Annotated in this window: 22 protein-coding genes; 11 read left to right on the plus strand and 11 right to left on the minus strand. The window is 71.3% G+C overall.

The features are described from left to right. Positions 1 to 57 precede the first annotated feature (57 nt). The 3 genes from H7694_RS13630 to H7694_RS13640 form a co-directional block, all read right to left on the minus strand. Positions 58 to 1,338, minus strand: a complete 1,281-nt coding sequence (locus tag H7694_RS13630; RefSeq protein WP_193597005.1) for an ABC transporter substrate-binding protein — start codon at positions 1,336 to 1,338, stop codon at positions 58 to 60. 27 nt (positions 1,339 to 1,365) lie between these two features. After that, positions 1,366 to 3,381: a DUF2264 domain-containing protein gene (locus H7694_RS13635; protein WP_227468131.1), complete on the minus strand. Its 2,016-nt coding sequence runs from the start codon at positions 3,379 to 3,381 to the stop codon at positions 1,366 to 1,368. Between the two features lie 170 nt (positions 3,382 to 3,551). Beyond that, positions 3,552 to 4,529, minus strand: a complete 978-nt coding sequence (locus H7694_RS13640) for a LacI family DNA-binding transcriptional regulator (RefSeq protein ID WP_227468132.1) — start codon at positions 4,527 to 4,529, stop codon at positions 3,552 to 3,554. A gap of 71 nt (positions 4,530 to 4,600) precedes the next feature. On the opposite strand from H7694_RS13640, the gene galT reads away from it, so the two are divergent. The 5 genes from galT to H7694_RS13665 all read left to right on the plus strand — a co-directional run bounded on the left by galT (position 4,601) and on the right by H7694_RS13665 (position 10,224). After that, positions 4,601 to 5,779 carry a galactose-1-phosphate uridylyltransferase gene (gene galT / locus H7694_RS13645; RefSeq protein WP_227468133.1) on the plus strand — a complete coding sequence of 393 codons (1,179 nt, stop codon included), beginning with the start codon at positions 4,601 to 4,603 and terminating at the stop codon, positions 5,777 to 5,779. A 142-nt stretch (positions 5,780 to 5,921) separates the two neighbouring features. Then, a complete protein-coding gene (gene galK, locus H7694_RS13650) occupies positions 5,922 to 7,178 on the plus strand; it encodes a galactokinase (RefSeq protein WP_193597007.1) in 1,257 nt (418 codons plus the stop codon). A 40-nt stretch (positions 7,179 to 7,218) separates the two neighbouring features. Beyond that, positions 7,219 to 8,196: a UDP-glucose 4-epimerase GalE gene (gene galE / locus H7694_RS13655; protein WP_193597008.1), complete on the plus strand. Its 978-nt coding sequence runs from the start codon at positions 7,219 to 7,221 to the stop codon at positions 8,194 to 8,196. Between the two features lie 25 nt (positions 8,197 to 8,221). Then, on the plus strand, positions 8,222 to 8,764 hold the full coding sequence (locus H7694_RS13660; protein WP_193597009.1) for a GNAT family N-acetyltransferase: 543 nt from the start codon (positions 8,222 to 8,224) through the stop codon (positions 8,762 to 8,764). After that, complete coding sequence (locus H7694_RS13665) at positions 8,761 to 10,224, plus strand: carboxylesterase/lipase family protein (protein ID WP_227468134.1); 1,464 nt, start codon at positions 8,761 to 8,763, stop codon at positions 10,222 to 10,224. The genes H7694_RS13660 and H7694_RS13665 overlap by 4 nt, the downstream gene beginning before the upstream one ends. A gap of 147 nt (positions 10,225 to 10,371) precedes the next feature. On the opposite strand, the gene H7694_RS13670 is transcribed toward H7694_RS13665, so the two are convergent. Further along, positions 10,372 to 13,857: a bifunctional proline dehydrogenase/L-glutamate gamma-semialdehyde dehydrogenase gene (locus H7694_RS13670; protein ID WP_193597010.1), complete on the minus strand. Its 3,486-nt coding sequence runs from the start codon at positions 13,855 to 13,857 to the stop codon at positions 10,372 to 10,374. A 157-nt stretch (positions 13,858 to 14,014) separates the two neighbouring features. Between H7694_RS13670 and H7694_RS13675 the strand changes: the two genes are divergently transcribed. After that, a complete protein-coding gene (locus tag H7694_RS13675) occupies positions 14,015 to 14,908 on the plus strand; it encodes a LysR family transcriptional regulator (RefSeq protein ID WP_193597011.1) in 894 nt (297 codons plus the stop codon). Positions 14,909 to 14,923: 15 nt separating this feature from the next. On the opposite strand, the gene H7694_RS13680 is transcribed toward H7694_RS13675, so the two are convergent. The 5 genes from H7694_RS13680 to H7694_RS13700 all read right to left on the minus strand — a co-directional run bounded on the left by H7694_RS13680 (position 14,924) and on the right by H7694_RS13700 (position 19,176). Continuing rightward, the gene (locus H7694_RS13680; protein WP_193597012.1) at positions 14,924 to 15,190 is read right to left on the minus strand and encodes a hypothetical protein; all 267 of its coding nucleotides are present in this window, start codon (positions 15,188 to 15,190) and stop codon (positions 14,924 to 14,926) included. Positions 15,191 to 15,321: 131 nt separating this feature from the next. After that, positions 15,322 to 16,218, minus strand: coding sequence for a DNA-methyltransferase (locus H7694_RS13685; RefSeq protein WP_227468400.1), 897 nt, complete (start codon positions 16,216 to 16,218; stop codon positions 15,322 to 15,324). A gap of 143 nt (positions 16,219 to 16,361) precedes the next feature. Beyond that, entirely contained in the window at positions 16,362 to 17,411 is a 1,050-nt protein-coding gene (locus H7694_RS13690) for a lipoyl protein ligase domain-containing protein (protein WP_193597013.1), read from the minus strand. 114 nt (positions 17,412 to 17,525) lie between these two features. Then, positions 17,526 to 18,377 (minus strand): alpha/beta fold hydrolase, encoded by an 852-nt coding sequence (locus H7694_RS13695; RefSeq protein ID WP_413782944.1) that lies wholly within the window; start codon positions 18,375 to 18,377, stop codon positions 17,526 to 17,528. A 52-nt stretch (positions 18,378 to 18,429) separates the two neighbouring features. Beyond that, positions 18,430 to 19,176 carry a copper homeostasis protein CutC gene (locus H7694_RS13700; protein ID WP_193599236.1) on the minus strand — a complete coding sequence of 249 codons (747 nt, stop codon included), beginning with the start codon at positions 19,174 to 19,176 and terminating at the stop codon, positions 18,430 to 18,432. A 97-nt stretch (positions 19,177 to 19,273) separates the two neighbouring features. Between H7694_RS13700 and H7694_RS13705 the strand changes: the two genes are divergently transcribed. The 5 genes from H7694_RS13705 (at position 19,274) to H7694_RS13725 (ending at position 23,624) form a co-directional block, all read left to right on the plus strand. After that, complete coding sequence (locus tag H7694_RS13705) at positions 19,274 to 19,705, plus strand: MarR family winged helix-turn-helix transcriptional regulator (protein ID WP_193597015.1); 432 nt, start codon at positions 19,274 to 19,276, stop codon at positions 19,703 to 19,705. A gap of 5 nt (positions 19,706 to 19,710) precedes the next feature. Continuing rightward, positions 19,711 to 21,057, plus strand: coding sequence for an MFS transporter (locus H7694_RS13710; protein ID WP_193599237.1), 1,347 nt, complete (start codon positions 19,711 to 19,713; stop codon positions 21,055 to 21,057). A 53-nt stretch (positions 21,058 to 21,110) separates the two neighbouring features. Further along, positions 21,111 to 21,398: a hypothetical protein gene (locus H7694_RS13715; RefSeq protein ID WP_193599290.1), complete on the plus strand. Its 288-nt coding sequence runs from the start codon at positions 21,111 to 21,113 to the stop codon at positions 21,396 to 21,398. 85 nt (positions 21,399 to 21,483) lie between these two features. After that, positions 21,484 to 23,376 carry a BCCT family transporter gene (locus H7694_RS13720; RefSeq protein ID WP_193597016.1) on the plus strand — a complete coding sequence of 631 codons (1,893 nt, stop codon included), beginning with the start codon at positions 21,484 to 21,486 and terminating at the stop codon, positions 23,374 to 23,376. 83 nt (positions 23,377 to 23,459) lie between these two features. Continuing rightward, positions 23,460 to 23,624 carry a hypothetical protein gene (locus H7694_RS13725; protein ID WP_193597017.1) on the plus strand — a complete coding sequence of 55 codons (165 nt, stop codon included), beginning with the start codon at positions 23,460 to 23,462 and terminating at the stop codon, positions 23,622 to 23,624. A gap of 131 nt (positions 23,625 to 23,755) precedes the next feature. Here H7694_RS13725 and rocD read toward each other — a convergent pair whose 3' ends face one another. After that, entirely contained in the window at positions 23,756 to 24,964 is a 1,209-nt protein-coding gene (gene rocD, locus H7694_RS13730; protein WP_193597018.1) for an ornithine--oxo-acid transaminase, read from the minus strand. Continuing rightward, positions 24,961 to 25,869 carry a dimethylargininase gene (ddaH, locus tag H7694_RS13735; protein WP_193597019.1) on the minus strand — a complete coding sequence of 303 codons (909 nt, stop codon included), beginning with the start codon at positions 25,867 to 25,869 and terminating at the stop codon, positions 24,961 to 24,963. Before ddaH ends, rocD begins: the two co-directional genes overlap by 4 nt.

Here is a 25,869-nt window from a genome sequence, read left to right on the forward strand (position 1 = left end):
CCTCTCTTCGTACGGGAGGGGGCCGGCTCCGCGGAGCCGGCCCCCTGGTTCAGACGGTCAGCCGACCTCGTTGGCGACGCGTTCCTGCGCCTCGGTGATGGCGTCGTCGACGCCGGTCGAGCCCGACAGGATCGCGGTGTGCATGTCGCCGAGGATCCCCTGGATCGCGGCGGTGCGGCTCGAGGTCGGGTTCTCGGCCAGCACCTCGTGCGTCGACCAGGCGAACTTCGAGAGGTCGTCGCCCGGGGCGCCCTCGACGCCGAAGTACACCTCGGCGATCGCGTCGTTCGTCAGCGCCGGCGTGATGCCGATGGCGGCGAGCACCTCGGCGGCCTCAGCGCTGGCGGCGAAGGCGAGGAACTGCTTGGCCGCGGCGGCCTTGTCGCCGTCGAGCGCGGCGTTCACGCCGAATCCGGTCGGGTCGCCGAAGGTCACCGGGGTGCCGTCGGTGCCGGTGGTCGACTCGTCCAGCTGCGGCGCGGGGGCGATGCCCCACTCGAAGTCGTCGGCCTCGCCCGAGGCCTGCTGGGCGATCAGGGTCGCGGTGTACCAGGTGCCCATGGGCAGCATGGCGGCCTTCTGCTTGCCGAACTCGCCCTGGTAGGTGAGCTGGTTGGCGCTGGAGGTGTTGAAGTCCACCTGCGCGCCCTCCTCCTGCAGGGCCAGCACGCGCTCGTAGTACGGCGCCAGGTGCTCGAAGTCTCCGTCGAGCACGCTCACGTCGTTCTGCGCGTTCGCGAAGCCCTGCACGACCGACTGCCAGCGGTGCATGTACGAGCCCTTGACCTCGCCGTCGCTGAGCTGCGCGGCCGCCTCGTCGAAGTCGTCCCAGGTCCATGAGCCGTCGGGGTACGCGACGCCCGCGGCGTCGAAGAGGGCCTTGTTGTAGTAGAGCACCCAGGAGTCCTGGCGGTACGGCACGGCGTAGGCGGTGCCGTCGACCTTGTAAGAGTCTGCGCCGCCGATGCCTTCGGGCAGCTCCACGTCGGAGACGTCGAGCAGCTGGCCGCCCTCCTGGAAGGTGGTGAGGTACTTGACCTCCTTCTGGGTGATGATGTCGGGGCCCGAGCCCGCGGCGAGGTCGGCGGTGACGAGCGTGTTGTACTCGGCGGCGTCGTACTCCTTGAGCTTGATCGTGACGTCGGGGTTCTTCTCGTGGAACGCGTCGGCCAGGGCCTGGAACTCGGGCGTGGTGTCGATGCTCCAGCCCGAGAGGGTGAGGGTGATGGGTCCGGCGGGCTCGTCGGACGTGCCGGCCGGGCCGCTGCTGCTGCAGCCCGCGAGGGTGAGTGCCGCGACGGCGGCGATGCCGCCTGCGGCGAGGATCTTGCGGTTCATGCGGTGATGCTCCTTTGCGATGGCGGATTACCCGCGGTGAGGGTCTGGATGCGTCCGATCGGCACGGGCGGCCGGATCGGACGGACGGATGCCGGTCGGCGCGGCACCTGCCTGCGCGAGGCGGGTGACGGTTCGCCGCCCATCCGGCCAGGTGATCGCCACCTCATCGCCGTCGAGCGCGACGGCGGGGGCGGAATCCGGGCTGTGCGCACCGAGGTGGATGGCGACGGCGATCGGCTCGCCGACGCGCACCGGATGCCGCACGACGGGCACGATCGCGACGTCGCCGAGCGGACTGGCGTGCTCGCGGCGCACGGTGCCGGCCTCGCCTCCCGCGGTGAGGGAGAACAGCGCGGAGGAGACCGATTCCGAGCGGGCGGTGGCGACGCCGTCGGCGGCCTCGCCGTGCACGGCATCCGCTGCCACCGGCCAGCCGCCGATGCGCAGTTCGGTCGCCGCCTCCGCGGCCTCGGGCTCGAGCTCGTCGACCGTCGCGACGCGCACCTCCCAGGCACCGCGGACGACCGACCAGGTCGTGATGCGGCCGGCGAAGGTCACCGTGCCGGTGATGCCGGATCCGTGGCGCACCTGCACGGCGTCCGGGTCTATCCAGTGCGCGCGGGTGGTCGACCCCGCCACCGCGACGCAGTCGTCGAGGCGGGTGTCGAGCAGGGTCATGGCGGCGCGGTGCGTCGCCCTGCCGCGCTGGTCGACGAGGGAGACGGACTGCTCGAGCGGTTCGGCCCAGGCTCTGCCGTCGTGCAGCGGCGCGGTGGCGGTGGCGTATCCCAGCCGTGCGTACAGCGGCGAGTCCCCGACCGCGGTGTCGGCTGTCGCGTGGTCGGTGCCGTGGTTGATCACGCGCACGATGCCGTCCTCCGCCGTGCCCGAGACGATCCAGCCGGGGGCGGCGATGATGCGCAGGTCGTCGGCGACCGACGCCGGGATGGGCTCGGCAGGCGCCTCCCACACCGGGTGGTCGGCGGGCAGTGCAATGCCGAGCAGCCCCTTCGCGGCCCAGTACGGCGACGACGGGCCGGAGTAGTTCTGCGCGAGCCGTCGCCAGGGGCCGTGCCAGCCCATGGTGAGCAGATCGTCGGCGTCCGGGGCACCGTGCTCGTCGAAGTGGGCGACGACCGCGGTCGCGGCGGTGCGCAGCATCCCGAGCGGCACCGACGGCACCTCGGCGAGTGCTGCGGCCCACAGCGGCGCGGCGGCGGCGAAGCGGTAGATGAGGCTGCGGCCCTGGATCAGCGGGGCGCCGTCGCCGCCGACGAGGTGCACGGCATCCTGCGCGTAGCGGTCGAGGGCTGCGAGGTCGCGCGCCGCCCGGTCGTGGGCGCCGAGCTCGTCGGCGCCCTGCATCCGCGCCCACAGCACGGGGTACAGGTGCAGGGCCCACCCCGCGTAGTGGTCGTACGAGCGCTGCACGCCGTCCGAGATCCAGCCGTCAGCCCGGGCGAACGAGTCGTGCAGCGCGAGATCGGCCGCGATGTCGGATGCGCTCCACGGGCCGCCCACCGAACGCAGGAAGGTCTGCACGACCACGCGGAACCACAGCCAGTTGCTGCGCGGATAGGTGTCGTCGCCGACGGCGGGGGCCAGGTAGTCGATCACGCGCTGCTGCGTGAGCTCGTCGAGCCGGTCCCAGATCCAGGGACGGGTCATGTCGAGCACGACGGCGATCGACGCTGCCTCGACCTTGGCCTGATCGTGCTCGTCCAGGCGCACCCAGCGGTCCTCGGCATCCGGGTCGACGCCGGCGACGACGCCGCGGGTGTAGTCGCGGATCAGGTCGTCGACGCCCTCGCCGCGAGCTCCGGCGATGCGGAAACCGGCGATGAGGAAGGTGCGCGCGAAGCCCTCGAGTCCGTCGACCGCGGTGCCGTAGCCGCCGGGTGCTCCGGGCGGGGTGATGCGGGAGAAGTGCGGCGAGGCCCAGGCCGCGGCACCGCGCAGCAGCCGGTCGGCACTGGCGATCAGCGCCTCGCGGGTGCCCGCACGCAGGGTGCTCGGCGAGGCGGGTGCGGTCGGGCTGATCACGGGTTCTCCTTTGAGCGGTGAAGGCACCGATCACGGTGGCTGATTCAGGAGATTAGCAACGCAATATGTTCAGTTCAAGAATGATTGCGTTCTAACCTGAACGGTTCTGTTCGCTTTCGCGAATGCGTCGTCAGAGCCCTTTCTTCCCGACCCGCTGCGGCTGCAGCAGCTCAGGCACTGGCGCGCACGACGAGCTGCGGGGCGAGCAGCAGATCGGCGGAGTCGCCGCCCTCGATCGCGGTGACGAGCGCCCGCACGGCGTGCTCTCCGAGCGCGTCGAAGTCCTGCCGCACCGTCGTCAGCGGGGGCTGGAAGTCCGCGGCATCCGCGATGTCGTCGAAGCCGATCACCGCGATGTCGTCCGGCACGCGCCGCCCGGACTCGGCGACCGCGCGCAGCGCCCCGAGGGCCATCTGGTCGTTGGCGGCGAACAGCGCGGTCACCTCGCCTGCGGCCAGCATCCGCGACACCTGCTCGTGACCGGAGGCCGCACTCCAGTCACCGCGCACGATCTCGGGCGCATCCGCGCCGGCCGCAGCATGGGCCTCGCGCCAGCCGCGCTCGCGCTCGGATGCGGCGAACGAGCCCCGGGGGCCTGCCAGGTGATGCACGAGACCATGCCCGGCCGCGAGCAGATGCTCAACCGCGGCACGGGCCCCCGCCGCGTGGTCGGTGCCGACCACGGTGAAGCGGTCGTCGGACGGCGAGTCGACCACGATCAGCCGCAGTCCCGCCGCATCCGCGTCGCGGGCGAGAGCCGTGGCCTCGTTGAGCACGATCGCGCCGTCGACGCCCTGATCGCGCAGCCGGTCGAAGGCATCGTCGATCACGCCGTCGGCGCCGAGTGTCACGACGGTCAGCGCGTAGCCGCGCGTCTCGGCCGATTCGGCGACGGCCTGCAGCATCCGCGAGTTGCCGACGGTGGAGAGCGTCTGCGCGACCAGGCCGAGGGTGTGCGTGCGGCCGGTGCGCAGCGCCCGCGCGGCGCGGTTGGGGCGATAGCCGAGTTCGGCCATGGCCCGCTCGACCCGGGCACGGGTCTCGGGATCGACGCGGGGGCTGTCGTTCGCGACGCGCGAGACGGTCTGCCCCGAGACGCCCGCCCGGGCGGCAACCATGGCCATCGACACCCGCTTCGCCTGCGGCATCCGCTCTTCCCGTCTCTCGCCATGACTCCGGAATGTTGACGTTACCACGGGCTGCGCGGTACCGTGTTGACGTGAACACGGCAGATTCTCCGGAGACGCAGACCACCGAGCTGAGCGGCGGCGTGACCAAGCGGCGCACCGTGCTGGCCGACGGACGCGAACTGTTCTACTTCGACGACCCGGGCACCGCGCTCGGTGCCGAGCGCGCGGTCGACGCCCGTACCCTCGACCCGCGCCCCGAGACCGCGACCATGCGGCAGGACGTGCTCACCGGCGACTGGATCACCTTCGCCACCAAGCGGCAGAACCGGGTGATGATGCCGGGCGCCGACGCCGACCCGCTCGCCCCGCAGACGGCATCCAACCCGTCGGAGGTGCCCTCGCTGTACGACGTGGCGGTGTTCGAGAACCGCTCCCCCGCGTTCGGCCCCGCGCTGAACAGCGCGACCGGCGGCGTGCCGGCCGCCGTCAACCCCACCCGCGGGCTCGACGACCTCGCCGAGCTCGGCATCGGCCGCACCCGCACGAGCGTCGGCCGCTGCGAGGTGGTGTGCTTCAGCCCCGAGCACTCCGGCTCGTTCGGCACGCAGTCCGTCACCCGGGCGCGCACGGTGATCGAAGCGTGGGCCGACCGGACAGCCGCCCTGTCGGCGCTGCCCGGCATCGAGCAGGTCTTCCCGTTCGAGAACCGCGGTGAGGCGATCGGCGTCACCCTGCCGCATCCGCACGGGCAGATCTACGCCTACCCGTACATCACCCCGCGCACGCAGCGGCTGCTCGACAGCATCCACCGCACCGTCCCCGACCTGATGACCCGGGTGCTCGACTCCGAACGCGACTCGGAGCGCGTCGTGCTGCAGGGCGAGCACTGGACGGCATTCGTGCCGTTCGCCGCACGCTGGCCCCTCGAGGTGCAGCTCATGCCGCACCGCCACGTGCCCGACTTCGCGGCGCTCAGCGACGCCGAGCGCGACGAGCTCGCGCCTCTCTACCTGCGGCTGCTGCGCGGCGTGGATGCGCTGTATGAGACGCCGACGCCGTACATCGCCGCCTGGCATCAGGCACCCGTGCACGCCGGTCGCGAGACCGTGCGCATGCGCCTGGAGCTGACCAGCCCCCGCCGCGCCGCCGACAAGCTGAAGTTCCTCGCCGGGTCCGAGGCCGCGATGAGCGCGTGGACCGCCGAGATCCTGCCCGAGGATGCCGCCGAGCGCCTGCGCTCTGCCATCGCATCCATCCCCCAGCCCTGACCCTGCTTCTTTCCCGCCCCGCGTTCTCGCCGCCCCCCTCTTGCCGCAGAACCTCGCAGATCCGCAGGATCTCGCAACGAAACCGCGTTCTGACTGCGAGATTCTGCAGAACTGCGAACCCCGCCCCGCCGATGGAGAACCCATGACCGCCGCCACCGCCGCACGCACGCTGTTCACCGCGCTGACCGGGCGCGAACCCGAGGGCATCTGGTCGGCCCCGGGCCGGGTGAACCTCATCGGCGAGCACACCGACTACAACGAGGGCTTCGTACTGCCGTTCGCGATCCCGCACCGCACGTACGCGGCCGTCGCCTTCAACGGCACGGATGCCATCCGCGTCGCGTCGACGTTCGCCGAGGAGCCGGTCGAGGTCGAGCTGAGCGCGCTGAACACGCTGTTCCCGGCCAAGGCTCAGGGCTCCGACGGACAGGAGCCCGCCGAGGGCCCTGCCGTCCCCGAGTGGTCGGCATACGTCCTCGGCGTCGCCTGGGCGCTGCGCGCGCTGCAGCCCGGCGACGCGAACCCCGGCCCTTCGGCGGGCTCAGGGACCCAGGTCAGTTCAGGGACTCAGTCGCGAGGGGTCGACATCGCGATCGCGTCCGATGTGCCGGTGGGCGCCGGGCTGTCGTCATCCGCGGCGATCGAAGGAGCCACGGCGACGGCGCTGAACGAGCTGTGGGGTCTCGGACTCGACGCGGTGACGCTCGCCCGGGCCGGCCGTCGCGCCGAGAACGAGGCCGTCGGCGCCCCCACCGGGATCATGGACCAGATGGCGTCGATGCTCGGCCGGGCGGACGCTGCGACCTTCCTCGACTGCCGCACCCTCGAGACGCGCTCCATCCCGACCGGGTTCACGGCCGCCGGCCTCGAGGTGCTGGTCATCGACACGCAGGTCAAGCACGCCCACTCCACGGGTGGCTACCGCGAGCGCCGCGACGCCTGCGAGCGGGGGGCTGCGCTGCTCGGCATCCGCTCGCTGCGCGATGCCGGCGTCGCCGACCTGCCTCGCGCCGCCGAGCTCATGGACGAGGTCACCCTGCGACGGGTGCGTCACGTGATCACCGAGAACCAGCGCGTGCTCGACACGGTGGCCGTGCTCGGCGAGCAGGGTCCGCGCGCGATCGGCGACCTGCTGGTCGCCTCGCACGCCTCGATGCGCGACGACTTCGAGATCTCGGTGCCGGAGCTCGACGCCGCCGTCGACGCCGCGCTCGCGCACGGCGCGATCGGCGCCCGGATGACCGGCGGCGGCTTCGGCGGTGCGGCGATCGCGCTCGTCGAGCACGATGCGGTCGGGTGGGTGTCGGACGCCGTCCGCGCGGCGTTCGCGGATGCCGGATTCGGCGCCCCGCACATCTTCACGGTGGCCCCCTCCGAGGGTCCGCGCCGCGACGCCTGACAGAATGAACACCGCGCACCCGCGCGACGGAAGGAGTCCCATGTCCTGGCTTGTGACCGGTGGTGCCGGCTACATCGGAGCGCACGTGGTGCGTGCCCTGGCATCGGCGGGGCTGACCCCGGTCGTGCTCGATGACCTCTCCAGCGGGCGTCCGTCGTTCGTGTCCGAAGGCGTGACCCTGGTCGAGGGCAGCATCCTCGACCGCGAACTGGTCGAGCGCACCCTGCGCGAGCACGACGTCGAGGGCGTCATCCACGTCGCCGGGTTCAAGTACGCCGGGGTGTCGGTGCAGCGCCCGCTGCACACCTACTCCCAGAACGTCGAGGGCACGCGCGTCATCCTCGAGGCCATGGAGGCCGCGGGCGTGACGAACATCGTCTTCTCGTCCAGCGCCGCCGTGTACGGCACCCCCGACGTCGAGCTGGTCACCGAGGACACCGCCAAGCGCCCGGCGAGCCCGTACGGCGAGTCCAAGCTCATCGGTGAATGGATGCTGCGCGACCAGGGCGTCGCGACCGCGGCATCCGATCGTCCGCTGCGGCACACCTCGCTGCGCTACTTCAACGTGGTCGGCTCCGCCGACCCGACCGTCTACGACGTCAGCCCGCACAACCTCTTCCCGATCGTGTTCGAGGCGCTGCTCGAGGGCCGCACCCCGCAGATCAACGGCGACGACTACGCCACCCCCGACGGCACCAACGTGCGCGACTACGTGCACGTCGGCGACATCGCGGCGGCGCACGTCGAGGCCGCCAAGCGGCTCGCCGGCGGCGAGCCCATCGAGCAGGCCTACAACCTCGGCTCGGGTGACGGGCTGAGCGTGAAGCAGATCATGGATGCCATGGTGCGCGTCACCGGCGTCGACTTCGTGCCGGTCATCGGGCCGCGCCGGGCCGGCGACCCCGACCGCATCGTCGCCGCCGGCGACCTCGCCGCCCGCGACCTCGGCTGGACCATGCGGTACACGGTCGACGAGATGGTGCGCACGGGCTGGGAGGCCCGGCGCGCCGCCGGCTGACCCCTCAGTCCGACAGGAAGAGCGGATGCTGCTGCGCCCCGCGACCGTCGACGATGCCCGCGGCATCGCGGCGGTGCACGTGCGCAGCTGGCAGGAGGCGTATCGCGGGCTCATGCCGCAGGAGGTGCTCGACGGTCTGTCGATCGCGGAGCGTGCGGCGAACTGGGCGCGGATCATCGCCGAGACCTCGCGCGGATCGCGCACGCTGGTGGCCGAGCGCGACGGCACGATCGCGGGCTGGGCGAGCTTCGGCGCGGCCCGCGATGAGGATGCTCCAGGCACGGGCGAGCTGTGGGGCATCTACGCGCATCCGGACGCGTGGTCGACCGGGGTCGGGCACCGGCTGATCGCGGCCGTCGAGGACGGGCTGCGCGCCGACGGCCACGAGGTGGCATACCTGTGGGTGCTCGAGGGCAACGACCGGGCCGCAGGCTTCTACGAGCGGCACGGCTGGACGGCCGACGGAGGCGTGAAGGTCGACCGCCGCCCGGGTCTCGTGCTGCACGAGCTGCGCCATGTCAAGCGTCTGGATCCGGAGAGCACCCGCGCGCATAATCTGGAATCGTGAGCTCTCCCGTCATTCCGCGCACCGACGGCCCGATCGTGCGCACCGCGGACGGCCCGGTGCTCGGCATCGCACGTTCCGACGGCACGCACGCGTTCTTCGGCATCCCGTACGCCGCGGCGCCCACCGGCCGGCGGCGCTTCCTTCCCCCGCAGCCGGTGAAGCCCTGGACGGAGCCGCTGGACGCCACCGCCGACGGCCCCACCCCGCAGCGCCGTGAGGAGAAGGATGCGATGATCCCCGAGGGGAGCATCGCCGGGCGGGACACCCTCAACGTCAACGTCTTCACACCCGCGCTGGAGGGTTCGCTGCCGGTGCTGGTGTGGATCCACGGGGGCGGGTTCTCGGCCGGTTCGATCGCGAGCCCCTGGTACGACGGGCGGGCGTTCAACCGCGACGGCATCGTGACCGTGTCGGTGTCGTACCGGCTCGGGTTCGACGGCTTCGGCGTGATCGAGGGCGCGCCCGACAACCGCGGTGTGCGCGACTGGCTGGCGGGCCTGGAGTGGGTGCAGCGCAACATCGCCGCATTCGGCGGCGACCCCGAGCGGGTCACCATCGCCGGGCATTCGGCCGGCGGCGGGGCGGTGCTGACACTGCTCGGGATGCCGGCGGCGCAGCACCTGTTCCGCGCCGCCATCTCGTTCAGCGGGGCGCTGGGCGACCTGCCGCGCGAACTCGCCCAGCGGCGCAGCATCCGCCTGGCCGAGATGGTGGAGACCGAGCCGACGCTCGAGGGCTTCCGCGCGGTGCGCGAGCGGCTGCTGACGCGGCACCAGTTCGAGGCGTCGCTGCTGGGCAAGACGCGGCTGGCGGCGACGACCGCGGCGCTCGTCGACGGGCTGCCGTGGGCTCCGGTGATCGACGGCGAGCTGATCACGCGGCCGACCGTCGATTCGCTGGCAGCCGGGGTGGGTGTCGGCAAGCGGCTGATGCTGGGTGCCACGGACGACGAGTTCACGATGGGCTTCGAGGCGCTGCCTGCAGTGCTGCGGCGCGTGCCCGCTCGCTTTCTGCTGCGGCTGCTGGAGAAGACCGGCGCGCTGCGCCGCCGGTGGCTGCGTGCCAACGGCGGGCGGCGGGGCATGGTCGCCGTGCTCGGCCGCTACGTCAACGACCGGATCTTCCGCTCGCTCGTCCTGCGCGTCGTGCAGGCCCGCCGCCACTCGGCCACCTGGGTGTACCGCTTCGCGTGGGTGTCGCCGGTGAACGGCTGGTCGCACCACTGCCTGGATGTGCCGTTCTGGTTCGACTGCCTGGATGCCGAGCGGGTGTCAGCGATCGCCGGCGACGACCCGCCGCAGCAGCTCGCCGACGAGATGCACGCCGCCGCGGTGGCGTTCGTGCGCGACGGCGACCCCGGCTGGCCCGCCTGGCGCACCGCCCCTGGCATCACGCGCGTGTTCGGTGAGCATCCGCCGCTGTCGCACTCCGCCTACGACGACGCGCTGCCGCTGGTCTGAGCGGGGCGGGCGCTCGCGCCCGCCGAACCGCCCCTCGAGCGGGGGATGTCAGTAGGGGGTGGCGAAGATAAGAAACGCACCTCCGAACGTCGTCGGAGGTGCGTTTCTGATCTCTCAGCCGGAGCGGACTCAGCGCCCGCGCCTGACTCAGCGCACCGGGTCGAGCAGCGGGATCTCGTGGCGGTTCGGGGTGCCGAAGCGGTGCGCGGTGATCGAGACCGCCTGCTCGCGCAGGAAGGTCAGCAGCTCCACGCGTCCTGCGGCGACGACCGGGCCCGCGTAGATCGCCAGGCTCGGCGAACCGTTCACGGCGGCGGCGGTTGCCGCGGCGGTCGCACCGATCACACGGACGCGTCCCCCGGCACCGGCGAGGCGGCGGGCGTGCGCGGCCCAGGCCTCGGCATCCTCGGTCACGACGGTGACGTCGTGCGCCCCCAGCCAGGTGACGATCGCGGCGGGAAGAGCGGATGCCGTGCTCACCGTCACCCGCGAACGGGCGCGCAGGCCCGCCGCGGCGATGCGGATCAGCTCTGCCACGCGCGATCCCTCGTAGCGGATCGTGACCGGCAGCGCCTGGTAGCGCAGCGCGTTCTGCTCGGTGACCAGGCCGGTGGCGTCGCGGACGACGCCGAACTCGGTGCCCCAGGCGTCGATGTCGGTGGCGAGCGCGCCGCGCAGCCACGCGGCATCCTCTCCGCTGTCCGCCGACTCGACCAGGCGTGCTGCCGACAGGCCCAGCTCGTCCAGCGGGCGGGTGCTCGAGACCGGGGCGTCGGCCCAGTCGGCGAGGCCGACGAGGTAGTTCGGGCCGCCGGCCTTGGCGCCGGCGCCGACGGCGGCCTTCTTCCAGCCGCCGAACGGCTGGCGCTGCACGATGGCGCCGGTGGTGCCGCGGTTGACGTAGACGTTGCCGGCCTGGATGTGCGCCAGCCACTGCTGGATCTCGTCCTCGTCGAGCGAGTGGATGCCGCTGGTGAGGCCGTAGTCGATGTCGTTGACGATGTCGATCGCCTCGGTCAGCGTCGACGCGGTCATCACGCCGAGCACGGGCCCGAAGTACTCCACACGGTGGAACTCGCTGCCGCGCTGCACGCCGTCGCGGATGCCGGGGCGCCACAGCCGGCCGTCGTCGTCGAGCTTCTCGGGGGCGAGCAGCCACGACTGGCCGGGGTGCAGCTCGGTGAGGGCGCTGAGCAGCTTGCCTTCGGCGGGTCCGATCAGCGGGCCGATACGGTTGACGCCGTCGCTCGGGTCGCCGACCTCGTAGGCGCGCACCGCGTCGACGAGCTGGCGGCGGAACCGCTCGGACTTCGCGACCGACCCGACGAGCACGACGAGCGAGGCTGCCGAGCACTTCTGGCCGGCGTGCCCGAAGGCCGAGTAGGCGACGTCCTTGGCGGCGAGGTCGAGGTCGGCGGACGGGGTGACGATGATGGCGTTCTTGCCGCTCGTCTCGGCCAGCAGCGGCAGGTCGGCGCGGAAGCCGCGGAACAGCTCGGCGGTCTCGAAGCCGCCGGTGAGGATGACGCGTCCGACGGCCGGGTCGCTGACGAGCTTGGTGCCCAGTTCGCGTCCGTCGAGCTGCACGTACTGCAGCACCTCGCGGGGCACGCCCGCCTCCCAAAGGGCCTCGACCATGACGGCGCCGGAACGGCGTGCCTGGCGGGCCGGCTTGATGATCACCGGCGAGCCGGAGGCCAGGGCCGAGAGCACGGAGCCGGCAGGGATGGCGACGGGGAAGTTCCACGGCGGGGTGACGACGGTCAGCCCGACCGGCTGCATCACGGCGCCGTCGACGTCGGCGAGACGCTTGGCGCTCTCGGCGTAGAAGTGCGCGAAGTCGATCGCCTCCGAGACCTCGGGGTCACCCTGCTCGATGACCTTGCCCGCCTCGGAGCCCATCACCTCGAGCAGCTCGGCGCGGCGCGCCTCGAGCACGTCGCCCGCGCGGTGCAGGATCTCGGCGCGGCCGGCGGCGCCCAGCGCGCGCCATGCCTCGCCTGCGGCGACGCCGGCGGCGATGCGCTCGTCGACCTGCTCGACGGTGTCGAGCGTGTTGGCCGCGACGGTCGCGTCGCCGAGGGTCGAGTCGCTCATGCGGGCGCGGATGCCGTCGGCCCAGACGCGGTTCGCCGCCAGCGACGGGTCGGTGTCGGGGGTGTTGGCGAAGCCGTCGCGCGGGGCCGGCTCGGCGGGCAGCTGACGGTTCTGCGTGCGGTTCGGCCCTGGCACCTGCGCGGGGATGGCGGCGACGGATGCCAGGAAGCGGTCCTTCTCGCGCTCGAACAGCTCGGGGTCGTCATCGAGGTCGAAGACCGCCGACATGAAGTTCTCGTGCGAGGCGCCCTCTTCGAGACGGCGGATGAGGTATGCGATGGCGACGTCGAACTCGTCGGGGTGCACGACCGGCGTGTACAGCAGCAGCGAGCCGACGGTGCGCTTGACGACCTGCGCCTGCGCCGTGGCCATGCCCAGCAGCATCTCGAACTCGATGCCCTCGGTGACGCCGCGCTTCTCGGCGACCAGCCACGCCAGGGCGATGTCGAACAGGTTGTGCCCGGCGACGCCGATGCGCACGTTGCCGATGTGCTCGGGGCGCAGGGCGTAGTCGAGGACGGCCTTGTACGACGCGTCGGACTGCTGCTTGGTCGACCAGGTCGCCAGCTCCCAGCCGTGGGTCTCGGCATCCACCGTCTCCATGGGCAGGTTGGCGCCCTTGACGACGCGCACCTTGATGGGGGCGCCGCCTTCGGCGACGCGGGCGGCCGCCCACTCCTGCAGGCGGATCATCGCGGCGAGCGCGTCGGGCAGGTACGCCTGCAGCACGATGCCGGCCTCGAGGTCGTGGAACTCGGGACGGTCGAGGATGCCGGTGAAGACCGCGATCGTGAGATCGAGGTCCTTGTACTCCTCCATGTCCAGGTTGATGAACTTGCGGGATCCGCGGCCCTGGGTCCCTGAGCCCGTCGAAGGGCGGGCCGCGATCTCGTACAGCGGACGCAGCGCCTCGACGGCGTGCGCGACGGCCTGGTCGAAGGCCCACGGGCTGTGCGGCGCGACAGTGGACGACACCTTGATCGAGACGTAGTCGACGTCGTCGCGCATCAGCAGGCGGCGGGTGCCCTCGAGGCGGCGGACGGCCTCGTCCTTGCCGAGGATGGCCTCGCCGAGCAGGTTGACGTTGAGCTTGACGCCCTGCGTCTCGCGGATGTGCTTGATGGCCGCGCCGAGCTTCTCGTCGCGGGCGTCGACGATGAGGTGTCGCACCATCTGGCGCAGCACGGCGCGGGCCGAGGGCACGACGATGCCGGGAAGGATGCCGGCGGTCGCGCCGCCGAGGCCGATCGCGCCGCGCATCACGCCGGGGAGGAACTTCGGCGTGAGCGGCACGAGCTCCTTGAGCTTCTCAGCGGCGACGGTGAGGTCTTCGGGGCGCACGACGCCGTCGACGAAGCCGACGGTGAAGTCCAGCCCGTTCGGGTCGCGCAGCACGCCGGCCAGGCGCTGCCCGGCGGCGTCGACGGGGATGGCACGGCTCTCGACGAGCCAGCGGCGCACGAGCGCGACGGCGTCGTCGGCGAGTGCGGCCAGGTCGGAGACGGATGCTTCGGCAGAAGGCACGGAGGTGGTCATTCCACCAGGATGCGCCCGTTCACCCGATATGAAAAGCGATGTTTTATGAAGGATAATGTTCGAATACATCGACCGATTGAAACCTTCCCGTATGAGTTCGTGCCGCCTGCCGGCGAGCTGGGCGGCACAAACTCATACGGGAGCGAGGGGAGGTTCCATGTTCGAGCTGAGACGGCTGCGGCTGCTGCACGAGCTGGCGCTACGGGGAACGATCGCCGAGGTCGCGGCATCCCTGTCCTACTCGCCTTCGACGGTGTCGCAGCAACTGTCGCTGCTCGAGCGCGAGGCGGGCGTCGCGCTGCTGGAACCCGACGGCAGGCGGGTGCGCCTCACCCCGCAGGGGCGGATGCTGGCCGAGCACGCGGCCCGCGCCCTGGAACTCGACGAGGCGGCGCGCGCTTCGCTGACTGCGCACACGGGCTGGGAGCCGGTGCGCCTGTCGGCCATGCCGACGGCGGCCGAGACGATCGTGCCGGCGGCCCTGACGCTGCTGGCCGAGCGGGCCCCCGGGCTGCGGGTGGAGCTGGCCGAGCTGCCGCCGGAGGAGAGCCTGTTCGAGCTGTGGGCTCGCCGGTTCGACCTGGTCATCGCCGAGCAGTACCCCGGGCACACGCGCGAGCTGCGCGACGGTGTGGAGCACGACCTGCTCGGCGAGGACCCGATCCGCATCGTGCTGCCGCGGTCGGAGCATCCGGCTCCCCTGCCCGAGCTGCGCGAGCGCGCCTGGGTGATGGAGCCGGAGGGCACTGCCGCACGGCAGTGGGCGGTGCAGCAGTGCCGCGCCGCCGGGTTCGAGCCCGACGTCCGGTACGAGGCGGCCGACCTGACCGCGCACGTGCGACTGGTGGCATCCGGCCACGCGGTCGGCATGCTGCCCGACCTGATCTGGGGCGACGAGCCGAGCCCGCTCACCGTCGCCGACCTGCCCGGATCCCCCGTGCGCGAGGTGTTCACCGCCGTGCGCTCATCCTCCCGAGGCGACGAGTCGGTCGCCCTGGTGCGCACCGCGTTGCGCGAGGCCTTCACCGCGCACCACCGCGTCGCGCCCTGAGCGCGCCTACGGGCTTCAGAGCTGCTGCAGATGACGTCGCGGGCCCTCGATGCGGGCGATCGCGATCTTCACCTCGACCACCTCGCCCTCCAGACGATCGAACCGATCATCCATCCGATCGAACCGATCGTCCATCCGATCCAACCGCGTGTCGATGCGGTCCAGGCGCGCATCCAGTGTCTTCGTCTGCTTCGCGAGCATGGTGGCGACGCCTCCCAGCACGGTCAGCGTGAAGGCGAAGAGCGCGATGATCATTCCGATCACGTCAGGCGACACGATCATGCTCCTATTCTGCCCCGGTCGAGCGCCGTCGGCTACCACGGACGATAGGTGACGATGCGGACAGCGAGAGCCTGGTCACCCAGCAGTTGTGGACAACGCGAGAGACACCCCAGCTGTGCAGGAAGACCTGCTCAGAGCGCGCGCACGCTCGCGTGCGGCATCCGCTCCCGCATGACGCGGATCGCCTCGGGGTTGTCGTCGACGAGCACGGCATCCCGCCCGAGCGCTGATGCGACGGCGCCGGTCGTGCCGGAGCCGGCGAACAGGTCGAGCACCCGGTCGCCGGGACGGCTGGAGGCCTGCACGATGCGCCGCAGGATGCCCTCGGGCTTCTGCGTCGGATACCCGGTCTTCTCGCGGCCCGTGGTGGGGACGATCGTGTGCCACCACACGTCGGTGGGCAGCTTGCCGCGAGCGGCCTTCTCGGCCGTGACCAGGCCGGGCGCCATGTACGGCTCGCGGTCGACGGCGTCGGAGTCGAAGAAGTGCCCGCCCGGGGTCTTCACGTACACGAGGATCGTGTCGTGCTTGGTGGGCCAGCGGCGCCGCGACTTCGCGCCGTAGTCGTACGCCCAGATCAGTTCGTTCAGGAACGCGTCGCGGCCGAAGACGGCGTCGAGCATGACCTTCGCGTAGTGCGCCTCGCGGTAGTCGAGGTGCAGGTAGAGGGTGCCGTCGTCCGCGAGCAGCCGCCAGGCCTCTTCGAGACGTGGCATGAGGAACGCGCCGTAGTCGTCGAAGCGGTCGTCGTAGGTGCGCAGCATCCCGCGCACCCGCTCGTAGGCGTGCCCGTGGAAGCCGTGCCGGATCTCGCGCGCAGCCGGCGGCTCGGCAGACCCGACGCGGGGTTCGGCCGATCCCGCGGGCTCGGCGCCGGTCTCGGGCTCGTCCTCCGCAGCGGTGCGACGGGCGGTGACCACCTGCCGCTCCTGCGTGCGGCCGGTGTTGAAGGGCGGGTCGAGGTAGATCAGGGTGAAGGATGCCGCAGGCAGGGTGCGCGCCGCCGCGAGGTTGTCGCCCTCGATGATCTCGACCGCACCCGGCGCGACGGGCGCTTCACGCGGATTTCTGCGCTTCGCGCGGACGGGATCGGCGGATTCCTCCGCGGGAGGCGCATTTCTCCGCGCGGAGTGCTCAGGCGCCAAGGCCGGCGCAGGCGTGTCTGCAGAACTCACGGGACGCGGTGCAGCCAGGCGTCGGTCGCGAACTTCGACTCGACCAGCGCCTCGGCATCCGCGTATTCCTCCGCGGTGATCGCGCCGTCTTCCGCCCCGGTGAGCGCACGGAAGGTGTCCTTGAAGCGCTCGATGATGTCGCTGCGCTCCATGCCGGTCTGGGTGCGCAGCGGGTCCACGCGCTTGGCGGCCGAGGTGGTGCCCTTGTCGCTGAGCTTCTCGCGCCCGATGCGCAGCACCTCGGTCATCATCTGCCCGTCGATGTCGTACGAGATCGTGGCGTGGTGCAGCACTCCCCCGTTGGCGAGGCGCTTCTGCGCGGCACCGCCGATCTTGCCGGTGGGCGAGGCGATGTCGTTGAGCGGCTGGTAGGTCGCCTCGATGCCGACCGCGCGCAGCGCCTGCAGCACCCAGTCGTCGAGGAACGCGTACGAGTCGGCGAAGGTCATGCCCTGCACGAGCGAGGCGGGCACGTACAGCGAGTATGTGATGATCTGGCCCGCGGCCATCATCATCGCCCCGCCGCCCGAGATGCGGCGCACCACGTCGAAGCCGTGCCGGGCCGCTCCCTCGGGATCCACCTCGTTGCGGTACGACTGGAACGATCCGATGACGACGGCCGACTCGTCCCACTCCCAGATGCGCAGGGTGGGCCGTCGGCGTCCCTCGCCGACGCGGGCTGTGAGCACCTCGTCGAGCGCGAGGTTCAGCTGCGGTGAGACCGCGTGCTCGTGCACGATCTCCCAATCGAAGTCGCGCCAGCCGGGTGCGGTCACCAGCGCGCGGCGCACGGCGGTGCCGACCGCTTCGGGCGAGAAGCCCAGCAGCTGCGCCCCATCGGGCAGCGCCCCGCGCACGGCGGCGGCGATGGTCGACGCGTCGGCCTCGACCGGCATCCCCTCGACGGCGGCGTTGATCGCCTCGAGCGCGGTGTCGGGCTCGAGGAAGAAGTCGCCGGCGAGGCGGAAGTCGCGGATCAGTCCGTCGTCGACCTCGAGGTCGACGACGACGAGCTTTCCACCGGGAACCTTGTACTCACCATGCACGTCTCCAGCTTAGGCGCGGCGCCCCGGCGCCGGCCGGTGACGCCCGGGGGTCCCGGCCCAGCAGAGCGGATGCCGTTCAGCGACGCGGATGCCGTTCAGCGACGCGGATGCCGATCAGCGACGCGGGATACGCCGGTCGAGCCACGCCAGCACGTCGGCGCGCACCTGCTCCTGCTGCAGCTCGTTGAAGAGCTCGTGCCGCGCATCGGGGTACACCAGCGTGGTCACATCGGTCAGCCCGGAGCGGCTGCGATAGCCGTCGGCGAGCTTGTGCACGCTGCGCGGACCGCCGACCGGGTCGTCGCCTCCGACGATCAGCAGCAGCGGGACGTCGTGCCCGAGATCGCGACGCGGGCGGCCGTACAGCCGGGCCGCCTCGATCGGGCCGAACAGCTTCAGCAGCGGCACCTCGGTCGTCAGCGGGTCGTCGTGGAAGGCCTGCCAGACGGCGGGGTCGCGCGAGAGCCACTCCAGGCCGTCGGCATCCGGGCCCTTCCATCGGGCGTTCAGCGGTGCGGCGTTGAGGTCGCGCGGGGTCAGATGCGCGGAGCCGCTGAGGATGACGGCGTCGTACGCCTCGGGATGCGCGTTGAGCAGCTTCTGCGCGAGGAACGATCCCCAGGAGTGGCCGAGCAGCACGAGCGGCAGGCCGGGCCTCTCATCGCCGATGATCTCGGTGAGCCGCCAGCAGGCATCCACGGCCGCACGCAGGCCTCCCCGGCCCAGCCGTCCCAGCCGGGCGGGATCGCCGTGCTGGCGGATGCCGGTGCGGCCGTGACCGCGGTGGTCGTCGGCGTAGACGTGGAACCCCGCCGCTGTCAGCGCGGCGATCAGGTTGCCGTAGCGGCCGGCGTGCTCGCCGACGCCGTGCAGCAGCTGCACCACGCCCCGCGCCTCGCCCTCCGCCTCGTGCACGTCATACACGTTGGCGACCCCGTGGGCATCGACGAACTCCGCTGTTCTCATGGCGACCATGCCCCGAGTCTACGGACGCCGGCCCGCCGCGCCGACCCGCGCGTCAGACCGCGCTGTGCACGCCCCCGAGGGCGGCGATCACGGCCAGCGCCGCCTCGCGGTCGGTGATCTCGTGCCCGCCGACGCCGTCGGATGCCGATCCCAGGCGCACGCCGCCCTCGGAGGCGATCGTCCGCTTGGCGGAGAAGTGCACGGCGTCGACGCCGGTCGCGGCGATCGCGGCGGCGTTGCCCGGGTCGATTCCGCTGCCCGCCATCACCTCGATGCGTCCTTCGGCCTCGGCCACGAGAGCGCGCAGCACCGGGATGCCGTCCACTGCGCGGGAGGCGCCACCGGAGGTGAGCACCCGGCGCAGCCCGAGGTCGCGGGCGACCTGCAGCGAGGCGACCGGGTCGGGGGTCACGTCGATCACACGGTGCAGGGTGACGGATGCGGTGCCCGCGGCATCCGTGATGCGCGCGAGCGCGTCCCGGTCGAGCCCTCCGGACTCGCCCTGGCACCCGACGACGACGCCGTGCGCCCCGGCGGCGAGCGCGACCCGCACGTCGCGGATGATGACGTCCAGTTCGTCGGAGTCGTAGCGGAAGCCGCCCGCGCGCGGCCGGACGAGCACGTGGACCTCAGGGCCGCCCTCCCCCGCGGCCTCGAGTGCGGCCTCGAGCGTGCCGGCGGACGGGGTGAGCCCTCCGAGTGGCAGGGCCTGGGCGAGCTCGACACGCGCAGCGCCCACCTCCCGGGCGATGCGAACTCCGGCGGCATCCTGGACGGCGAGCTCGACGACGGGAAGCATGAGAACCATTTTCATATTGTGAGCCACGATCGCCACAACGTGAACATTCTTTTCATCATTTGCCGACGATGCAAAATTTAGTTAGACTAACTAAATAATGACGGACAATCTCGAGACCACTGCATCCGAGCTCCGTTACGCCGTCTTCCGCCTCACCCGGCGCCTGCGCTCCGTGCGCGCCGTCGACGCGCTCAGCGACGCGCAGCTCGCCGCCCTCGGCGCTCTGCGCGCCCATGGCCGGCACACCCTCTCCCGGCTCGCCGAGCATGAGCGTGTCACGGCGCCGACCATGAGCACCGTCGTCAACGGCCTCGCCGAGCTCGGTCTCGTGGTGCGCGTGCCCGATGAGGACGACCGGCGGCGCGTGTACGTCGAGCTCACCGAACAGGGCGAAGAGGTCGTCGCCGCGACCATCCGCCGCCGCGACGAGGCCCTCGCCAGCATGATCGGCGAGGTCGACCTCGACGAGCGCGAGCTCGCGGTGCTGCGCGAGGCCGCCGCCCTGCTGCGGAAGGTGGTCGGCACGTGAGCGCGATGTTCCGGTCCTTCCGCACCTACAACTACCGCACCTGGTTCTTCGGCGCCGTCATCTCGAACATCGGCGGCTGGATGCAGGCGACCGCCCAGGACTGGGTGGTGCTCACCGAGCTGACCGACAACGACGCCACGGCCATGGGTGTCACGATGGCGCTGCAGTTCGGTCCGCCGCTCGTGCTCGTGAGTCTCACCGGCTGGGTCGCCGACCGTTTCGACCGGCGACGGGTGCTGCTGACCACGCAGTCGGTGCTCATGCTGCTCGCCGTCGCGGTCGCCGTGCTGCTGCTCACCGATGTGATGACGCTGCCGATCATGTTCGGATTCGCCGCCGCGTTCGGTGTGACCAACGCCTTCGACGCGCCCGCCCGTCAGGCGTTCGTCTCAGACATGGTGAGCCTCGAAGACACCTCGAACGCCGTCGCCCTGAACTCCGCCTCGTTCAACATGGCCCGCCTGATCGGCCCCGCCGTGGGTGGTCTGCTCATCGTCGCGCTCGGCTCGGGATGGGTGTTCATCGCGAATGCCGTGACCTTCCTGGCGATGCTCGTCGCCCTGATGCTCGTACGCCAGCACGAGCTGATGCCTCGGATCAAGAGCGGCCGCAGCTCGGGCGGCCTGGCCGCCGGCTTCCGGTACGTGCTCACCCGGCCCGACCTGCTGGTCGTGTTCGTGATGGTGTTCCTGCTCGGCGCCTTCGGCATGAACTTCCCGATCTTCGCCTCGACCATGGCGCTGGAGTTCGACCAGGGAGCCGACGGCTACGGCCTGCTCAGCTCGGTGCTCGCGATCGGCTCGCTCGCGGGCGCCCTGCTCGCCGCGCGCCGTGACCGCGCCCGCGTGCGGGTGATCGTGCTCGCCGCGACCGGGTTCGGTGCGGCATCCATCGTGTCGGCGGTGATGCCGACGTACGGCACGTACGCGGTGCTGCTGATCGCCGTCGGCTTCTCGATCGTGACGATGCTGACGACCGCGAACGGCTACGTGCAGACCACCACCGATCCCGCCCTGCGCGGCCGAGTGCTGGCGCTGTACATGGCGGTCGTGATGGGCTCGACGCCCATCGGCGCCCCCATCGCCGGCTGGATCGTCGACACGTTCTCGGCCCGCACGGCGATCACCGTCGGCGGCATCGCCGGCGTCCTCGCCGGGGTGATCGGCGTGGGGTGGATGCTGTGGTCGGGCCGCCTGCACCGCCACGAGCGCACGCGCTTCCTGCTCACGCTCGACGAGACGCGACCGCTGTCCGTCATCCGCGCCATGGAGCCGGTCGCCTTCGACGACCACGCCGCCGCGACCACGCCCATCCGGCTGCCGCACCGCCGCGACGGCGAGGACGCGGACTGACCGGCTGTCAATACCCTCTGCGCATCCAGCGCACGGCACCTACTGTCAGGCGCATGAGCGATGACAGGGTCTATGAATCACACGCCGCGGGACAGCATCCGCACACCCCCGGGCAGGATCCGCTGGGCACCGGCAAGCCCCGCGAGCCCGAGCACCGGCAGGCGAGACCGGACGACACAGATGCGGATGCCGATCTCGGCACCGGCGGCGGGGACGACACGACCTCGGACGAGGATGCGCCGCTCGGTGGCGACGAGAGCACCGAGAGCCGGTTGGACGCCGACACCGCCGTCGAGAAGGACGCGCTGAAGTCCCTCGACCCGGACGACACTCCCGCTTGAGACGCCGGCGGGCGAGTCCCGGCTTGACGCCGGCAGAGACTGGACGCGTGGCGCCGCCGTGAGGCGCCGGTTAGCGTGGGGAGACATGAGCCCAGATACGAACGGAACGGATCCGGCACGCGGGGTGCGGCGCGCCGAGACGCGTGCCGAGACGCGTGCCGAGCGACGCGAGTCGCCGGTGCAGCGGTGGGTGTTCTGGCCGGCCGCGGCGATCGTCGTCGCCTTCGCACTGTTCGCACTGCTCGCCCCGCGTCTGGCGGAGGCGCTGTTCCAGACGATCCAGACCACGATCGTCAACGCGTTCAACTGGTACTACGTGCTGATCGCCGCGTTCTTCGTCGCATTCTGCCTGTTCCTGGGCTTCAGCCGGTTCGGCGACATCAAGCTGGGCCGCGACGACGAAGAGCCCGAGTTCTCACTGATGAGCTGGTTCGCGCTGCTGTTCGCGGCGGGCATGGGCATCGGCCTGGTCTTCTACGGCGTGAGCGAACCGCTCTCGCACTTCACCTCCCCCAGGCCCGGCGTCACCGGCACCCCCGAGCAGCTGGCGCAGTCGGCGCTCAGCCAGACATATCTGCACTGGGGTGTGCACGCCTGGTCGATCTACGTGGTGATCGGGCTGGCCCTGGCGTACGCCATCCACCGCCGGCGCCGCCCGGTGTCGATCCGCTGGACCCTCGAGCCGCTGCTCGGCAAGAGAGTCGAGGGAGGCTGGGGCCACGCGATCGACGTCATCGCCCTGGTGGGCACGCTGTTCGGCGTCGCGACCTCGCTCGGGCTGGGCGTGCTGCAGATGAGCGCCGGTCTGCACTCGGCCGGCATCGCCGACCCCGATGAGACCACCCAGATCGTGCTCATCCTGATCATCTCGGTCTTCGTGCTGATGTCGGTGCTGTCGGGCGTCACCAAGGGCATGAAGTGGCTGTCGAACGCGAACCTCGTGCTGGCAGGGCTGCTCGTGCTCTATCTGCTCGCGGTGGGTCCGACCGGTTTCCTGCTGCGGGAGTTCGTGCAGTCGATCGGCAACTACATCCAGAACTTCATCGGGCTCTCGTTCAACGTCAGCGCCTTCCAGGGCGAGACCGGCGAGCGATGGCAGGCATCGTGGACCTCGTTCTACTGGGGCTGGTGGATCTCGTGGGCACCGTTCGTGGGCATCTTCATCGCCCGCGTGTCGAAGGGCCGCTCGGTGCGCGAGTTCGTCATCGGCGTGATCCTCGTGCCGACTCTGCTCGGCATCCTGTGGTTCTCGGTGCTCGGCGGCTCGGCGCTGGCGCTCGAGCTCGCCGAACCGGGCGCACTCACCGGCCCCGACGGCACCGTCGACCTGCAGGGGGCGCTGTTCGCCCTGCTGCAGCACGTGCCGGGCTCGCTGATCGTCAGCATCGGCGCGATCGTGCTGCTGGGCATCTTCTTCATCACGTCGGCCGACTCCGGAGCGCTGGTGATGGGCATGATCGCCACGGGCGGCAAGCCCGAGCCGAGGCGGTGGATCCGCACGTTCTTCGTGGCGGTCACCGCGCTGCTGGCGATCTCGCTGCTGCTGTCGGGCGGGCTCTCCGCCCTGCAGACCGCGGCGATCACGATCGCGCTGCCGTTCAGCGTGGTGATGCTGCTGATCTGCTGGTCGACCGTCGTCGCCTTCACCCGCGAGCGGCGTGCGTATGACAAGGCCGAGAGGGCGCAGTTCATCGACCGGATCGGCGACTACTACGGCCTGGAGGTCGAGGCGCACGATGCGTCCGGCCTGCTCGGCTCGCAGCCGAGATGGATGCGGCGGCTGCAGCGCCGCTTCGGCCTGCCGGTGGCTCCCACCGATCCGATCCGCATCACCGATTCGGCTCTGTCGGCCGAGAGTCACGTCGACTCCTCGCCGTCGACGCTCGACATCGACGAGCTCATCATCGAGGACGAACTCGCGGGCCTCGACGATCCTGACGTGAAGCCGCAGGACCCGGGCCCGTTCCTGAAGGACTGACCGGGCGTGGTGGCTTACGACCGTGCCGTCTCACCGTGTCAAGCGGTTCGCCGCCCGCGCGCGGTGCGCCTAGAGTCGAGGTCATGAGCGATCAGCACACCAGCCATGACGCGGTCACGCCGGCGGCGGACGAGACGCCCATCGACGTGCCCGCAGGCGTCATCCCCGGCGGCCACACCGGCGCACCGGAGGACAACCCCGAGCACAACACCGCCCACGACGGCCTGCCCGGAGGCGCACTCTCCTGAGCGCGACGCGCACCCTCAGGATCGCCGAGACGTCACTTCCAGCATGAGACAGGCCTTCAGCAGCCAAGTCTCGTGCTGGAAGTGAAGTCTCGCGGGCGACGGGCGGTCGGCGAGCGGACGGCGCAGCGGGCTCAGCCCGCCAGTACCAGCCGCAGCTGCTCGGCGGCCCAGTCGAGCTCGGTGGCGCGGATCACCAGCGGCGGGGCGATGCGGATGGTCTGACCGTGCGTGTCCTTGACGAGCACGCCGCGCTCGCGCAGCTTCTCGGCGACCTCTCGTCCGGTGCCCCGCTCCGGGTCGATGTCGACGCCCGCCCACAGCCCCGCGATGCGCACCGCGGTGACGCCGTGTCCGATGAGCGGCTCGAGGCGGGATGCCAGATGCGCGCCCAGGGTGCGGGCGCGTTCCTGGAATTCGCCGGTGGCGAGCATCTCGACGACCTTCGTGCCGACCGCGGCGGCCAGCGGGTTGCCGCCGAAGGTCGAGCCGTGCTCTCCCGGACGGATGACGCCGAGCACGTCGCGGTTGCCGACGACGGCCGAGACGGGCAGGATGCCGCCGCCGAGCGCTTTGCCCAGCAGGTACAGGTCGGGCACGACGCCCTCGCGGTCGCAGGCGAAGGTCTCGCCGACGCGGCCGAGGCCGGACTGGATCTCGTCGGCGATGAACAGCACGTTGTTCTCGTCGCAGATCTCGCGGATGCGGCGCAGGTAGCCCTCCGGCGGGATGATCACGCCGCCCTCGCCCTGGATCGGCTCGATCAGCACCGCGGCGGTGTCGGCGGTGATCGCCGCGGCGATGGCATCCGCATCCCCGTACGGGACCGTGTCGAACCCGGGCGTGTAGGGCCCGAAGTCGTCGCGCGCCTGCTCATCGTCGCTGAAGCTGATGATCGTGGTGGTGCGGCCGTGGAAGTTGCCGGCCGCGACGATGATGCGCGCCCGCCCCTCGGCGATGCCCTTGACCCGGTAGCCCCAGGCGCGGGCGACCTTGATGCCGGTCTCGACCGCCTCGGCGCCGGTGTTCATCGGCAGCACGAGATCCTTGCCGCAGAGCCCGGCGAGGGCGGCCGCGAACGGCTCGAGCTGGTCGTTCATGAACGCCCGGCTGGTGAGAGTGACCCGGCCCAGTTGCGCGACCAGTGCGGCGACGATGGCGGGATGCCGGTGGCCGAAGTTCACCGCCGAGTAGGCGGCCAGCAGGTCGAGGTAGCGCTTGCCGTCGGCATCCGTCACCCAGACGCCGTCGCCCTCGGCGACGACGACCGGCAGCGGGTGGTAGTTCTCGGCGACGTGGGGCTCGAGGCCCGTCTGCGCCGAAGTCTCGATAGCGCTCATCATGCACCGTCCTCGTTCCGGGTGCCGCGCAGCTCGAGCGTGCAGCACTTGATGCCGCCGCCGCCGAGCAGCAGCTCGGACAGGTCGACGGTGATCGGGTTGTAGCCGCGCTCGCGCAGCTGCTTCTCGAAGCCGGTGGCGCGCGGCGAGATGATGACGTTGTACCCGTCGCTGGCCGAGTTCAGGCCGAACACCGCGCCGTCGGAGTCGGCGACGAGGATCGCGTCGGGGAAACGCTCTTCGAGGATCGCGCGGCTGGCGTCGTCGAAGGCGCCGGGCAGGTAGGCGATGTTGGCGCGCTCGGGTCCGCCGTTCTCGGTTCCCTGCACCGGGTCGAGCACCGCGATGGCGGTGTCGAGGTGGTAGAAGCGCGGGTCGACGAGGTTGAGCGAGACGACCTCGCGGCCGAAGACCTCGCCGACCTCGCGGTGGCTGTCTCCGGTGGAGCGGAAGCCGGTGCCGGCGAGGATCACGTCGCCGACGAGCAGGAAGTCGCCCTCGCCCTCGTTGACTTCCTCGGGCATGACGGTGTCGAAGCCGTTGGCGCGGAACCAGTCGGCGAACGCGGGCGCCTCACCCTGCCGCTCGACGAAGCGGAACTCGGGAACGTAGGCACGGCCGTCGATCACGAAGCCGCCGTTGGCGGTGTAGACCATGTCGGGGTAGCCGGCGAGCGGCTCGATCAGCTCGACCTCGTGGCCCAGCTCGAGGTACAGGTCGTACAGCTTCTGCCACTGCGCGACGGCCCTGGCGGTGTCGGTGGGCTTGGCCGGCTCCATCCACGGATTGATCGTGTAGCTGACCGTGAAGTGCTCGGGACGGCACATCAGGTAGCGGCGGTGATGGGCCGTGCGTCGCGGCGCCTCGGTCTGCGGGCGGGTGGCGGTCGTGGTCTCAGGCGTGGACAT

It is taken from the genome of Microbacterium sp. YJN-G (genome assembly GCF_015040615.1).
Taxonomy (GTDB): domain Bacteria; phylum Actinomycetota; class Actinomycetes; order Actinomycetales; family Microbacteriaceae; genus Microbacterium.